At 58.4% G+C, this 15,099-nt stretch carries 12 protein-coding genes; 10 read left to right on the top strand and 2 right to left on the bottom strand.

The genetic code is table 11. The features are described from left to right. Positions 1 to 491: 491 nt before the first annotated feature. A complete protein-coding gene (locus AC1DRN_RS09155) occupies positions 492 to 2,669 on the top strand; it encodes a malate synthase G (RefSeq protein ID WP_223456862.1) in 2,178 nt (725 codons plus the stop codon). Positions 2,670 to 2,743: 74 nt separating this feature from the next. Here AC1DRN_RS09155 and AC1DRN_RS09160 read toward each other — a convergent pair whose 3' ends face one another. Further along, entirely contained in the window at positions 2,744 to 3,655 is a 912-nt protein-coding gene (locus AC1DRN_RS09160; RefSeq protein ID WP_223456860.1) for an EamA family transporter, read from the bottom strand. A 313-nt stretch (positions 3,656 to 3,968) separates the two neighbouring features. Next, entirely contained in the window at positions 3,969 to 4,427 is a 459-nt protein-coding gene (locus tag AC1DRN_RS09165; protein WP_223456859.1) for a response regulator, read from the bottom strand. 254 nt (positions 4,428 to 4,681) lie between these two features. Here AC1DRN_RS09165 and AC1DRN_RS09170 point away from each other — a divergent pair, with 254 nt between their 5' ends. The 9 genes from AC1DRN_RS09170 to AC1DRN_RS09210 all read left to right on the top strand — a co-directional run bounded on the left by AC1DRN_RS09170 (position 4,682) and on the right by AC1DRN_RS09210 (position 14,979). After that, on the top strand, positions 4,682 to 6,622 hold the full coding sequence (locus AC1DRN_RS09170; RefSeq protein ID WP_223456858.1) for a putative nucleotidyltransferase substrate binding domain-containing protein: 1,941 nt from the start codon (positions 4,682 to 4,684) through the stop codon (positions 6,620 to 6,622). Next, a complete protein-coding gene (locus AC1DRN_RS09175; RefSeq protein WP_223456857.1) occupies positions 6,619 to 7,326 on the top strand; it encodes a 3'-5' exonuclease in 708 nt (235 codons plus the stop codon). Before AC1DRN_RS09170 ends, AC1DRN_RS09175 begins: the two co-directional genes overlap by 4 nt. A gap of 225 nt (positions 7,327 to 7,551) precedes the next feature. After that, positions 7,552 to 8,070: an RNA polymerase sigma factor gene (locus AC1DRN_RS09180; protein WP_223456856.1), complete on the top strand. Its 519-nt coding sequence runs from the start codon at positions 7,552 to 7,554 to the stop codon at positions 8,068 to 8,070. Continuing rightward, the gene (locus tag AC1DRN_RS09185; protein ID WP_223456855.1) at positions 8,067 to 9,041 is read left to right on the top strand and encodes a FecR domain-containing protein; all 975 of its coding nucleotides are present in this window, start codon (positions 8,067 to 8,069) and stop codon (positions 9,039 to 9,041) included. Before AC1DRN_RS09180 ends, AC1DRN_RS09185 begins: the two co-directional genes overlap by 4 nt. Before the next feature lie 243 nt (positions 9,042 to 9,284). After that, the gene (locus AC1DRN_RS09190; protein WP_223456854.1) at positions 9,285 to 11,729 is read left to right on the top strand and encodes a TonB-dependent siderophore receptor; all 2,445 of its coding nucleotides are present in this window, start codon (positions 9,285 to 9,287) and stop codon (positions 11,727 to 11,729) included. Positions 11,730 to 11,801: 72 nt separating this feature from the next. Continuing rightward, complete coding sequence (locus AC1DRN_RS09195) at positions 11,802 to 12,932, top strand: PepSY-associated TM helix domain-containing protein (RefSeq protein WP_223456852.1); 1,131 nt, start codon at positions 11,802 to 11,804, stop codon at positions 12,930 to 12,932. Further along, on the top strand, positions 12,929 to 13,108 hold the full coding sequence (locus AC1DRN_RS09200; protein WP_223456850.1) for a hypothetical protein: 180 nt from the start codon (positions 12,929 to 12,931) through the stop codon (positions 13,106 to 13,108). The genes AC1DRN_RS09195 and AC1DRN_RS09200 overlap by 4 nt, the downstream gene beginning before the upstream one ends. 106 nt (positions 13,109 to 13,214) lie before the next feature. Beyond that, positions 13,215 to 13,844, top strand: coding sequence for a glutathione S-transferase (locus tag AC1DRN_RS09205; RefSeq protein ID WP_223456848.1), 630 nt, complete (start codon positions 13,215 to 13,217; stop codon positions 13,842 to 13,844). Positions 13,845 to 13,950: 106 nt separating this feature from the next. Then, the gene (locus tag AC1DRN_RS09210) at positions 13,951 to 14,979 is read left to right on the top strand and encodes an RHS repeat-associated core domain-containing protein (protein WP_477786675.1); all 1,029 of its coding nucleotides are present in this window, start codon (positions 13,951 to 13,953) and stop codon (positions 14,977 to 14,979) included. Positions 14,980 to 15,099: the final 120 nt, after the last annotated feature.

Consider the following 15,099-nt stretch of genomic DNA (forward strand, 5'->3'; position numbering starts at 1 on the left):
CAGGTCTGACGTCATCGTCGGAACGCCGCCCGGAGCAAGCTCGCTCCCACAGGGATCGCGCAGGCCTTTGTGGGAGCGAGCTTGCTCGCGATAGGGTCGCAACCGATGAACCTGCGAACAACAAATCGTGTACAACTTTCGATATTTAACTGGAACAATCCACTGGTTTTTTGAGAACATCCTGCTCCGCGCCGTGACCGCAATGCGTCATGTGGTCGCAGAACGACGTAATTAGTCTGATTTTCACAACCGCAATTCATCATGTAGTATGCCGCAGCGCGCACTACATAACGCTGGATCGATGTCTGCCGCAGGCACGTTCGCAACCCTGAAAGCCCTGTCAGCAAGGCCCCAAGCCGTTGATCGGTCCCAACCCAGCCGCCCGTAATGGGCATGTACTGGTAGAGGGGTTTGTGGTTTAAATGGCCAAAGGCTTCATTGTTAAATTGAAGAGCTGAAAAGCGAAATAGCTGAGCAGAGTGAGGCAAGCAATGACTGAACACGTTCAAGTCGGTGGCCTGCAGGTCGCCAAAGTCCTGTTCGACTTCGTGAACAACGAAGCCATTCCCGGTACCGGCCTCACCGCCGATAAGTTCTGGGCCGGTGCCGACAAGGTCATCCATGACCTGGCGCCGAAGAACAAAGCCCTACTCGCCAAACGCGATGATTTCCAGGCTCGTATCGATGGCTGGCACCAATCCCGTGCCGGTCTGCCACACGACGCCGTGGCCTATAAAGCCTTCCTGCAAGACATCGGTTATCTGCTGCCAGAAGCGGCCGATTTCCAGGCAACGACGCAAAACGTCGATGACGAAATCGCCCGCATGGCCGGCCCACAGCTCGTGGTGCCGGTCATGAACGCCCGCTTCGCGCTCAATGCCTCGAACGCCCGTTGGGGCTCGCTGTACGATGCGCTCTACGGCACCGACGCCATCAGCGAAACCAACGGCGCGGAAAAAGGCAAAGGCTACAACAAGGTGCGTGGTGACAAGGTCATCGCTTTCGCCCGTGCCTTCCTCGACGAATCGGCGCCTTTGGCGGCCGGCTCCCACGTCGACTCCACCGGCTACAAGATCGTCGACGGCAAACTGGTGGTCGCCCTTAAAGGCGGCAGCAACACCGGCCTGCGCAACGACGCGCAACTGATCGGCTTCCAGGGCGATGCCGCTGCACCGAGCGCGATCCTGCTGAAAAACAACGGCCTGCATTTCGAAATCCAGGTCGATGCCAGCACCCCGATTGGCCAGACCGACGCAGCCGGCGTCAAAGACATCCTGATGGAAGCCGCGCTGACCACCATCATGGACTGCGAAGACTCCGTTGCCGCTGTCGATGCCGATGACAAAGTGGTGATCTACCGCAACTGGCTCGGCCTGATGAAGGGTGATCTGTCGGAAAGCGTCGCCAAGGGTGGTCAGACCTTTACCCGCACCATGAACGCCGACCGCACCTATACCGCTGTCGATGGCAGTGAACTGAGCCTGCACGGTCGTTCGTTGCTGTTCGTGCGTAACGTCGGTCACCTGATGACCATCGACGCGATCCTCGACAAAGACGGTAACGAAGTGCCGGAAGGCATTCTCGATGGCCTGGTGACTTGCCTGGCTTCGATGCACAACCTGAACGGCAACACCTCGCGCAAAAACACCCGCACCGGCTCGATCTACATCGTGAAGCCGAAGATGCACGGCCCTGAAGAAGCCGCGTTCACCAATGAGCTGTTCGGTCGCATCGAAGACGTGCTGGACCTGCCGCGCAACACCCTCAAAGTCGGGATCATGGACGAGGAGCGTCGAACCACGATCAACCTCAAGGCCTGTATCAAGGCGGCGAGCGAACGTGTGGTGTTCATCAACACCGGTTTCCTCGACCGCACGGGCGATGAAATCCACACCTCCATGGAAGCCGGCCCGATGGTGCGCAAGGCAGACATGAAGGCGGAAAAATGGATCGGCGCCTACGAGAACTCCAACGTCGATATCGGTCTGAGCACCGGCCTGCAAGGTCGCGCTCAGATAGGTAAAGGCATGTGGGCCATGCCTGACCTGATGGCGGCGATGCTCGAACAGAAAATCGCCCACCCGCTGGCCGGTGCCAATACCGCCTGGGTACCGTCGCCGACTGCTGCTGTGTTGCACGCGCTGCACTACCACAAGGTTGACGTGTTCGCCCGTCAGGCCGAGCTGGCCAAACGTGCGCATGCCTCGGTAGACGACATCCTGACCATCCCGCTGGCGGTGAACCCACAGTGGACCTTTGAGCAGATCAAGAACGAACTGGACAACAACAGCCAGGGCATTCTCGGTTATGTGGTGCGCTGGATCGACCAGGGCGTCGGCTGCTCGAAAGTGCCGGACATCAACGACGTCGGCCTGATGGAGGACCGTGCAACGCTGCGTATTTCCAGCCAGCACATCGCTAACTGGCTGCGCCATGGCATCGTCACCGAAGAGCAAGTGATGGAAAGCCTCAAGCGCATGGCGCCGGTGGTTGACCGTCAGAACGCCGGCGACGCGCTGTACCGTCCGCTGGCCCCGAACTTCGACAGCAACATCGCCTTCCAGGCGGCAGTCGAGTTGGTGGTCGAAGGCACCAAACAGCCGAACGGCTACACCGAGCCGGTCCTGCACCGTCGTCGTCGCGAGTTCAAGGCGAAGAACGGGTTGTAAACCAGCTCACTCCACAGCAATCCCCCGGTTGAAAAACCGGGGGATTTTTGTTTCTGCGTCCTGCAAATGCAGAACTATCTCCTGAAACGCAACGCGTTTGCAGCGATGTGGCGGCCTATTCTCGATGCATTCATGAACAAGGCAATTCCAAGGACCGTGATGATGAGAGCAAACAGTTTTTCGCCACCAATGGGTTCGTCGAGTACATACCACGAGGTCAAGATACCCGATATCGGAACAATCACTGACAAGGGTGCAACCTGGCTTGCCGGATACTTCTCAATCATTCGGTTCCACACCCAATACCCGAATACCGTCGCCACATAGGCCTGGAACAGGACAGATACCAGCACTGGAGCAGTTATGTCTGTTAGCAACGTCTGGAAAGGAGCTGCCCCCTTGACCCAGTAAGTCATCAAATATAAAGGAGGCGTTGCATACAGGCTCGACCAAACGACAAAGGAAAATATATCAACCACTTTGCTTCTCTTGACCAGCACATTGCAAAGACTCCAGAACAATGCGCTGAGTAGCACCAGGAAAAGTCCAAAACTTTCGGCACCACCGTGCGTTACATGGATAATGAACATCAGTCCCACCAACGCCATGAGAATGCCGGCCACTTGTATTGCCGTCATTTTTTCGCCAAACAGCAGTACTCCCCAGATGACCGTGAAAAAAGCACTGAACTGCAAGAGCAAAGATGTTACGCCGGCACTGACATCAAGAAACATGCCATAGTTCATCAGCCAACACATTCCAATACCAAACAACAAACCGTAGACTATAGTTACAAAAGTACTGACACCCTTCGGTTTCGGGATGAAAAACACCAGTGGCAATGCACAGAAAGTAAAGCGCAGCGCTGTCAATATGAATGGATCGATGCCATCAAGACTGATATCAATTACCGTAAAATTGCTGCCCCACATGATTGTCACGCCGACAATAAGTACAAGATCGCGAAATTCAATTTTCTTTATCATATCGTCCTCAATGCGATACACAGCCACACAATCCAGAAAGAGTAATGACCTGACCTTTGTCAGTGTTTTATCTACAGGAACTGGCCGCAGATTGAGCACACGACAACCATCGAGATACTCAAGCAACTAGAATCGGAGAACCAAATTGGCAACCTGGATAGTGCTACGACAGACATTATCAAACCAAATACGATATCAAATAAATGCCCGCATCAGCCTTCAAGCGCTGAACGATAACTGAATAATCGAAAGAAGAAAAAAGCTATTTGTGAGTAGCTTTTTCGCAGACGAACCAGATAACTTTAATTACAAATTATTTAATGCCCAATTCGCGTTTTACCAGTGTCAGCAGATGACTGGCATCAATCGGCTTGAGCAGAAAGTCCACCACGCTCAAATGCATTGCGGCGATCGCATCCTTCACGTCGGCGTCACCCGAGACAATGATGATTGGCAATGCCGCCCTTTCCGATTCGCGTACCTGACGGATCAGATCCAGCCCGTCAACGTGGCCCATTCGCAGGTCGGTGATCATTAAACCAATCGAGGGCTTTTTGATCTCTGCCTTGGCCAGCAGGATCTTGAGTGCCGCTTCGCCACTGGACGCCATTACACAGTGAATACGGTCCATCGCCAGAATCTCTGACAGCAGCTCCCGGGCGTCTTCGTCGTCATCGACGATCAGCACCCGTTGCTGCGGCAGGTCAGGTTCCAGCATGACGGCACTCAGCGCTTCGCGCTCGGCGTCGCTCAAAATATCGTGGTCGGACATGGCTTTCCCTATATGTTCAATACTATTCCCTGGCACAGCGGTGAGACATCGCTCAGCGAACTATCAATGTGCACCCCGTCGGATATTTTTCCAATAGCAGGATAGAGAGGTTTTTCTCACAGTTGCGTAAGGTTTTTCCGACATTCCATCACCCTGATTGCCTACCTAGACTTACGTCCAATGGGCACCCCGACCGCAGGGGTCGACCATGTCCTGGTCATCCGACTACAACAATTCAAAAAAAGACTGCGGTAATGGTTATGAGTAAAGCGGACGCCTTCACACAGGCAGGGAAAACCGCGGTGTTGCAGAACATCCAGGGCACGTTGCAATTCCTTCAGCGCTTCCCGCCTTTCAACCAGATGGAACACGCTCACCTGGCGTATCTGGTCGAGCAATGTCAGCTGCGTTTTTACGCCCCCGGCGAGAGCATCATCAAACCCGCCGACGGCCCGGTCGAGCACTTCTATATCGTCAAGCAAGGCCGGGTCGTGGGCGAGCGTCCGCACACGGCCAAGGGTGGCACCGAAACGGTCTTCGAGATCACCACTGGCGAATGTTTCCCCCTCGCGGCGTTGCTGGGTGAACGGGCGACCCGCACCGAGCACCTGGCCGGCGAAGACACTTTCTGCCTGCAATTGAACAAACCGGCGTTCATCCGCCTGTTTTCGCTATCGGATACCTTCCGCAACTTCGCCCTGCGCTGCGTCAGCAGCCTGCTGGATCAGGTCAACCAGCAAGTGCAGCAAAAAGCCGTGGAAACCCTGGGTACCCAATATTCGCTCAATACCCGACTGGGCGAATTGGCCATGCGCCACCCGGTAACATGCGCCCCGCAGACGCCATTGCGCGAAGCCGTGACGTTGATGCACGAACAACAGGTCGGCAGCATCGTGGTGGTCGATGAACTCAAGGCGCCACTGGGGATTTTCACCCTGCGCGACCTGCGTCAGACCGTGGCCAACGGCAGCAGTGATTTCAATGAAGCCATCGAAGGGTACATGACCCGGGCGCCGTTTTTCCTGTCGCCGGATCACAGTGCATTCGACGCGGCGATTGCCATGACCGAGCGGCACATCGCCCATGTCTGTCTGGTCAAGGAGCAACGCTTGTGCGGCGTGGTTTCCGAGCGCGATCTGTTTTCCCTGCAACGGGTCGACCTGGTGCACCTGGCGCGCACTATCCGCAATGCCCAGAAGGTGGAAAACCTGGTAGCGCTACGGGGCGAAATCGGTCAACTGGTCGAGCGCATGCTGGCCCACGGCGCGTCTTCGACGCAGATCACCCACATCATCACCTTGCTCAACGACCACACCGTGTGCCGGGTGATCGAGCTGACCCTCGCCGAAAAAGGCGACCCCGGTGTGCCATTCAGCTGGCTGTGTTTCGGCAGTGAAGGCCGTCGCGAGCAGACCCTGCACACCGATCAGGACAACGGCATTCTGTTCGAAGCCAGGGATGCGGCCCATGCCGCCGAGATTCGCGGCAAGCTGTTGCCAATTGCCCAACAGATCAATCAGAGCCTGGCGCTGTGCGGCTTCACCTTGTGCAAGGGCAATATCATGGCCGGCAACCCAGAGCTGTGCCTGTCCCGGGCCGAATGGGCGCGGCGCTTTGCGGCGTTTATCCGCGAGGCAACCCCGGAGAACCTGCTGGGTTCGAGTATCTATTTCGACTTGCGCGTGGTCTGGGGCAGCGAGCAAGGCTGCGAGCAGTTGCGTCGGGGCATTCTCGATCAGGTCGGCGACAACCGTTTGTTCCAGCGCATGATGGCCGAGAATGCGCTGCGCAATCGCCCGCCCGTTGGGCGTTTCCGCGAATTCGTACTGGCGCGAAAAAATGGCGAGAAGGCCACCCTGGACCTGAAGATTCAGGGCCTGGCACCGTTCGTCGACGGCGCCCGGTTGCTGGCCCTGGTCCACGGTATCGAAGCGAACAACACGCTGGAGCGTTTTCGCCAGTTGGTTGCCAAGGAGGTCATCGATCCCCTGGACGGCGCCGCGTACGAAGAGGCGTATCACTTCATCCAGCAAACCCGCATGCAGCAACATCAACTACAGACCCGGGAGAATTTTCCTTACTCTAATCGGGTCGATCCCGACAGCCTCAATCATCTGGACCGACGCATCCTGCGTGAGTCCCTGCGCCAGGCACAACGCCTGCAAAGCAGTCTGACCTTGCGGTATCAGTTATGAGCCTGTTTTCATGGCTGCGCCCGGCGAGTCCCACCCTCCCAGCTCATCTGCAACATCGGCTGGATCAATTACCGACGGCTGCCGACCTGTCTGAGTGCAGCCTGCGCGAGCAACGCTGGGTGGTGCTCGATCTGGAAACCACCGGTTTGAACCTGAACAAGGACCACGTGTTGTCCATTGGCGCGGTGGTGATCGAGGACGGGGCCATCGACTTTCGCCAGCAGTTCGAACGCACCCTGCAATATCCACAAGTGAAACTCGGCCCCAGCGTGCTGATCCACGGCATTGGCCCCAGCGCCATTGCGGCGGGCAGCGACCCGGCAGAAGCGCTGCTCGACCTGATGGAGTACATCGGAGACAGTCCGGTGCTGGCCTTCCACGCGCCGTTTGACCAGCACATGCTCGGCCGTGCATTGAAAGATCACCTGGGTTTCAAATTGCAGCATCCGTTTCTGGATGTGGCGGACATTGCGCCGCTGCTATGCCCCCAGGCGCACATTCGCGAGGCCGGGCTGGACGATTGGATCGACTGGTTCAAGCTCGAAGTCTTCGAGCGCCACCACGCCAGCGCCGACGCCCTGGCCACCGCCGAACTGATGCTGATCCTGTTCAGCCGTGCGCGACAGCAGCAGATTCATAGCCCGTTGAATCTGCAACAGCGCTTGAATCAGTGGAAGCGCCGGCAGCAGGCGCCGTCCTTCTGACCTATACGCAATCACTGTAGGAGCGAGCCTGCTCGCGAAAAATCACCTGACACCTCGGTCTTTCCAGAAAACCGTGTCATCGTTGACGATTTTCGCGAGCAGGCTCGCTCCTACAGGGGCCGTCGCCTAATTCCCATCCGACCAACGCCAATTGCTTACCTCCCTCGCCTCTGAGACAATCGCGAACAATTCTCGTTAGTTAATATTTCCCAATCGGTGTGCGGCGTGTCGTCAGTCCCAAGCCCTCAAAATGAGCTCGTCGGTGCGTTGTATCGCGACCATCGCGGTTGGCTATTGGCCTGGCTTCGACGCAACATCGCCTGCCCGCAGCGGGCCGAGGACCTGAGCCAGGACACGTTCGTGCGCTTGCTGGGCCGTGAGGAACTGAAGGTCCCGCACGAGCCCCGGGCATTCCTGGTGGCGATCGCCAAGGGCCTGCTGTTCGATTATTTCCGCCGCGCCGCGCTGGAACAGGCTTACCTCACCGAGTTGATGCTGATTCCCGAGGCCGAACAACCGTCGGCTGAAGAACAGCAAATGATTCTCGAAGACCTGAAAAATATCGATCGTTTACTCGGCAAGCTTTCCAGCAAGGCCCGGGCGGCGTTCCTCTACAACCGTCTCGACGGCCTCGGCCACGCAGACATCGCCGAGCGCCTGGGGGTGTCGGTGCCGCGGGTGCGCCAGTACCTGGCCCAAGGCATTCGCCAGTGCTACATCGCGTTGTATGGTGAGCCGACGTGAATCCGCTCAGTTCCAAACCGGTATCGGCCAACGTGCTGGACGCGGCGATTGCCTGGCAGTTGTCCATGGATTGTGCCAACCCGGTAGAGCGCGAAGAGTTCGCCAAGTGGCACGCGGCCCACGAAGAGCACGCCCGCGCCTGGCGCCAGCTGGGCATGCTCGACCAACGTTTCAGCGTGGCCAGTGGCCCGGCCCGCACGGCCCTGCTGCAATCGCGCGAAGGCATTCGTCGGCGAGTGCGCAAGCTGAGTAGCGGTGTAGCCAGTATCGTTACTGTGATCGGCCTGGCCCTGTTCGCCTGGGATCGTTACCTGCCGATCGACTATTGGCTGGCCGACCAGCGCACCGCCGTTGGCGAGCAGCGCACCCTGCGTCTGGCTGACGGCACGCTGATCAATCTCAATACCCACAGTGCCCTGGATGTGCGCTTCGATGAAAAACAGCGGCGCATCGTGCTTCAGGAGGGCGAAATCCTGGTGGAAACCGGCCATGGCGATCCCCGGCCGTTCATCGTCGAAACTCGTGAAGGCAGCATGCGTGCGCTGGGTACGCGGTTTCTGGTCAAGCGTGAGGAAGACGGAACGCGCCTGAGCGTATTGCAGTCTGCGGTGGCAGTTCACCCTGAATCCACCCCGGACGAACAGATTCTGCGCGAAGGCCAGCAAGTGTTGATCCGCAACAATGGCCTGGGCCCGGTGCTGGCCGTCAACCTCGGCGCGGATGCCTGGACCCGCGGCATGCTGGTGGTGGACAACACACGGCTGGAAGACCTGGTGCATGAAATCGGCCGCTATCGAACCGGTTACGTCGGCGTCGCACGGGAAGTGGCCGACCTGCGCATCACCGGCAGCTTCCCGCTGCGCAACACCGACCTGGCACTCAATGCCCTGCTGCCAACCCTGCCGGTGCAGATCGAACAGCACACGCAATGGTGGGTGAAGGTGGTGGCCAAGGCCAATGCCAAGCCCTGAAAAGCTTTGTGTCTGATCAACCGTCATCGCGAGCAAGCTCGCTCCCACACTGGAATGCATTTCAAAATGTGGGAGCGAGCTTGCTCGCGATGGCGGCGCTCGACTCCCCGCAAAAACCGGTTTGACCCAATACCAGCCGCAACCGACTTCTGAATCGAAATTATTTTCATCCAGCCCTATCACTTTTTGATTTTCATTCGGCACACAGGCAATTGAGAAATATTTCCATTCAGGAGCCGCTGTATGCCTCGTTCGCTAGACTCCCTGTTGCGCCGCAGTTTGCTGGCGGTCGCCATTGCCCTTTGCACCCCTTTGGCCAGCAGCCAATTGATCGCCGCTGAACAGGCGTCCAGCGTCCGCGCCTACAACCTGCCGGCCGCGCCGTTGACCAATACCCTGAACCAGATCGCCAGCCAGGCGGGTTTGGCCCTGTCGTTGAATCCATCCCTGGCGGCGGGCAAGACCTCGGCGCCAGTCAAAGGCCAGTTCGACGCAGCCAGCGCCCTTCGCGAAGCCCTGCGTGGCACCGGCCTGCAACTGGAGCAGGGCAGTGCGGGCACCTACACCCTGGTGGCCGTGCCCGAGGGTGTGATGGACCTGCCGGCCACCAGCGTGATCGGTGTGCAAGACACTGAAAGCGCCTGGGGCCCGGCACAGGGCTACCTGGCCAAGCGCACCGCCGCCGGCACCAAGACCGACACTGCGCTGGTCGAGGCGCCGCGTTCGATCTCGGTCGTCACTCGTGAGCAGATGGACGACCGCAACGTGCACACCCTCGATGATGCCGTGCGCTACTTGCCGGGCATCACCGCCAGCAGCTTCGGCAGCGACACCCGTTCCGACTGGTTGCGTGTGCGGGGTTTCGAGCCGACTCAATTCCTCGACGGCCTGCCACTGCCAAAAGGTGTGTACTCCAACCCTAAACAGGAAACCTGGAACCTCGACCGCCTGGCGCTGCTGCGCGGACCGGCCTCCTCGGTGTACGGCCAGACCCCGCCGGGCGGCCTGCTGGACATGGTCAGCCGTCGCCCAAGCGCCGAAGCCAGCAGCGAGATCCAAGTGCAATACGGCAGTGACAATCATCGCCAGATCAACTTCGCCAGCACCGGCAAGATCGACGACGAAGGCCAGTTCCTGTACAGCCTCAGCGGCGTGCTGCGCGACGGCGGCACGCCCATCGACCACATCGATGACAAGCGCTACAACATTGCGCCAAGCCTGACCTGGAACATCGACGAAGACACCAAATTCACCCTGCTCACGCAGTTCACTCGTGACGATACTGGTATCACCAGTCAGTTCTATCCGATCCAGGGCACCAAGATCGACATGCCGTTCGGCGAGATCTCCCACCACAAGAACCTGGGTGATCCGAACTACGACTTCTACGACCGCACCTACTACGCGCTGGGTTATGCCTTCGAACACCGCCTGAACGATGTCTGGCAGTTCCGGCAGAACCTGCGCTACACCAAGTCGGAGCTGTCGTTCCAGGCAGTGACCGTCAACAGCTACAACCCTGACTTTGCCGAGTTCGGGTTTGTCGTCGACGATCAAGGCAACACCGGCCGTGGCACCACCAATGTCGACGAAGACATCGCCCAATTCGCCGTGGACAACAACTTCCAGGGCGACTTCATCACCGGCGATGTCAGTCACACCTTGCTGATCGGCCTGGACCACCAGCGCAACACCACCAACTACCTCTCGATCTTCGGCACCGCGCCGGGCATCAACGTCAACGACCCGATCTATGGCTTGCCGATTGAACGTCCGGCACGCTCCACGGCGTTCTACGACTACGAGCAGAAGACCCAGCAGACCGGCCTGTACCTCCAGGACCAGATGGCCCTCGGCCAATGGCGCCTGACCCTCGGTGGTCGTGAAGACTGGGTCCACACCGGTACCACGTTCTTCAACAAGGGCGATGCCACCAACACCGAACGCGACAAGAACTTCAGCGGCAACGCGGCGATCAGCTATGTGTTCGACTCGGGCTTCGTGCCCTACCTGTCCTACGCCGAATCGTTCCAGCCGACCAGCAATGCCGTCGCCTCGCCGACCGAGTCGTTCAAGCCGACTGAAGGCAAGCAATGGGAACTGGGGATCAAGTACCAGCCACCGGGCAGCAACACCCTGCTGACGGCGGCTGTGTATGACCTGACCCAGAAAAATGTTTCCGTTACCAACAACGTGGGCAACGTGACGGTCACCAGCCAGACCGGCGAAGTGAAAGTCAAAGGCCTGGAGCTGGAAGCCGTTTCCGACGTGACCGAAAACCTCAAGGTCACCGCGGCCTACACCCTGGCTAAATCCGAAGTGCAAGAGGGCATCTACAAGGGCAATCGCCTGCAACTGATGCCTAACCAGCAAGCGTCGGTGTGGGGCGACTACAGCTGGCACAACGGCGTGCTGGATGGCCTCGGCATCGGCGCCGGCGCGCGCTACACCGGCAACACCTACGGCGACCAGGCCAACACCTGGCTGGGCAAGGCCGGTGCCTACACGGTGTTCGACGCGGTGGTTCACTACGACCTCGGTCGCCTCGACAACAGCCTCAAAGGCGCTTCGCTGGCCGTTAACGCGACCAACCTGTTCGACAAGGACTACATCTCGACTTGCGACAGCTTCTACTGCTACTACGGCGACCAGCGCAGTGTCGTCGCGAGTGCAACCTACAAGTGGTAACGCATTGAGCTGACACGCCCAATGACCAGGCCGTCCTTCGTGGACGGTTCTGGTTTTTCTGAAGGCTATGAAATGAAAAGTAAAACAATTCGCCGCTGGTCCGCGATCCACACCTGGACCAGCCTGATTTGTACGGTGTTCCTGTTGCTGCTGGCACTGACCGGCCTGCCGTTGATCTTTCACCACGAGATCGACCACTTGCTGGGCGATGCGCCTGAAGTGAAGGAAATGCCGGCGGATACCCCGCACCTGAATTTGCAGCAGTTGGTGCAGGCCGCCGAGAAGCATCGCCCTGGCGAAGTCCTGCAGTATTTCGGCTTCGAGGATGATGAGCCCAACGCGGTGCTGACCATCATGGCCGCGACCGCAGGCACCGAGCCGAACTCGTCCCACACCTTCATGCTCGACGCCCGTACCGGCGAAGCGCTGGAGACGCCATCGGCCAACGGCGGTTTCACGATGACCATGCTGCGCCTGCACGTGGACATGTTTGCCGGCTTGCCGGGCAAGTTGCTGCTGGCGTTCATGGGGATTCTGTTCGTGGTGGCGATCGTTTCCGGCACGGTGCTGTACTTGCCGTTCATGCGCCGCTTGAAGTTCGCCACCGTGCGCCAGGACAAGTCCACACGCCTGCGCTGGCTCGACCTGCATAACCTGATCGGTGTGGTGACGTTGACCTGGACCCTGGTGGTCGGCGTGACTGGCGTGATCAGTGCCTGCGCCGACCTGATCATCGCCGCCTGGCGCAACGACAGCCTGAGCGCGATGGTCGCGCCGTACCGCGATGCACCACCACTGACGCAACTCGCGCCCGCGACCCGTTTGCTCGACATCGCCAAGGATGTCGCGCCGGGCATGCAGCCGGACTTCATCGCTTTCCCAGGCACGCGCTTTTCCAGCGAGCACCATTACGCGGTGTTCATGAAAGGCAGCACGCACCTGACTTCGCACCTGCTGACGCCGGTACTGATCGACGCCAGCACCCTGCAAGTCACCGCCGTGGCCGAACGACCGTGGTACATGGACGCCATGGGCATGTCGCAGCCGCTGCACTTCGGTGACTACGGCGGCATGCCGATGAAGATCCTCTGGGCGACCCTGGATGTGCTGACCATCATCGTGCTCGGCAGCGGGGTCTACCTGTGGGTGGTGCGGCGCAAGGCTGCCAGGCCGGTGCTGGAAAAAGCGGAGAGCATGGCATGAAGCCCCGGCAGTCGAACTTCTGGAAGGTATTTGCCATTCCGACCGTCATCGCGGTGCTCAGCGCGACAGGGTTGTTTGCCGCGTTGCTCGGGGATGGTGTGTGGGATTCGTTGAGCTGGTTGGGCTTGGGCATCACGGCTGTGCTAGCCCTGCGCGGCCTCCTGCAACGCCGCTGATCCCTGTGGGAGCGAGCTTGCTCGCTCCTACAAGGGTGTTTGCCATCTTGAGCTATCGCTCCAACGCGCTATGCTGCCCGACACTGCCACCGATCGAGACGCTGCCATGTCCGCCCCGAGCATGACCCTGTACCACAACCCGCTCTCTCCCTTCGTTCGCAAAGTCATGGTGTTGCTCCACGAAACCGGTCAACAGAATCGCGTGGCGCTGCAAAATTGCGTACTGACGCCCGTCGCCCCGGACCTTGCACTGATCGATGACAACCCCCTGGGCAAAATCCCCGCCCTGCGCCTGGCCGATGGCAATGTCATCCATGACAGCCGGGTCATCCTCGACTACCTCGATCAGCAGCACGTCGGCAATCCGCTGATCCCCCGCGAAGGCTCGGCCCGCTGGCGCCGTCTGACCCTCGCTTCGCTGGCCGACGGGATCATGGACGCCGCCGTGCTGGTGCGCTACGAAGTTGCACTGCGCGCCCCGGAAAAACACTGGGACGAATGGCTGGACGGCCAACGCGAAAAGATCCGCCGGGCGTTGGCTGTGCTGGAAGCAGACGCCATCGCCGAACTCACCAGCCATTTTGATGTGGCCGCGATCAGCGTGGCCTGTGCGCTGGGTTATCTGGATCTGCGCCACCCGAATCTGGAGTGGCGCGAAGCGAATCCAAAGCTGGCGGGCTGGTATTTCGAGGTGAGCCAGCGAGCGTCGATGCTGGCGACGATGCCGAAGGTTTGACTTCAGAAAGGGCAAAACCCTAGCAGTTCTGATAGGTAGGCAATGGCTGGGAAAGGATTGATGCTAAAGGTTCGGCTTTTTCGTCCTTTGCACGGAGCTTCAGTCAATGCCTACCTCTACCCATCAACGCCTCCTGGCTCGCTACCACTACGATCCGATTGATCGGCTGGTCGATAGCGCACCTTTTCTACAACCCACCATCAAGCGTTTTAACTGTGGGACTCGCCTGAGTACTGAAATTCAAGGCGATGTACAACGCAGCATCATGCAGCATGACGACCAGCTGCTGGCGCAACTGCAGGGCGAGGGTGGCAAGGTGATCACCACGCTGCTGGCGACTGATCAACAACGTTCAATATTGAACGCGCTCAATGCAAACCAGCCTCATCCCCTCGMCTACGAGCCCTATGGCCATCGAACACCAGAAAGTGGATTGCTCAGCTTGCTCGGATTCACCGGCGAACGACCGGATCCGGTGACCGGACATTATCATTTGGGAAGTGGGTATCGGCAGTTCAATCCAGTGTTGAAGCGGTTTAACAGCCCGGACACCTGGAGTCCGTTCGGGGAGGGTGGACTCAATGCCTATATGTACTGTGGCGCAGATCCAATAAATCGGAGCGACCCGACAGGACACTTTGGCGTAGGTGTTCTAAAGATAATAGGGTTGGGTCTTAGTGCAGCGGGCGGCGGGATCTCTCTAGTGGGGACGATGCTTGACAATGATACTACCGAATATATTGGATTGGGCATTATGGCGGCAGGTACAGCTTTGTTTGCCGGGGCGACATTCTATAAGAAAATTAATTCTCGTGTCACACGCATTATAGGGAACCGCCCTCCTCCTTCATACGATGATCTACTTCCTGCTGGCCACCAAAACCTTTCACGACCTGTCATAGTGAGTGCGGACATAGAGATGCACAGTTTACCTCGCACCTCCTCTACTTCTTCCAACTTTTCACTCCCCCCCACCTATGATGAGGCCATGAGAAGGGGCAGTTTGCCTCAGCTCACTTCAACTGTTCGCCGTAGCACCAATCAAGCAGGCTCTTTAGTAGCCCCCTCATCGTCACCTAGAGGCAGCTTGCAGTTCGAAAATGCAGCGAATATTCGAGGCGAAAGGACAAATTGAAGAATAAAAACATGCCTTGAGCTGGCTGCAACTAACTAAGGCGACCTAACTAAGGTGACCCCAACTAAGGTGACAGATTTATTTAAATAAAAACATAAAACAAGCGGGCAGGTGTTAACC

The organism is Pseudomonas sp. P5_B3, from assembly GCF_056400405.1.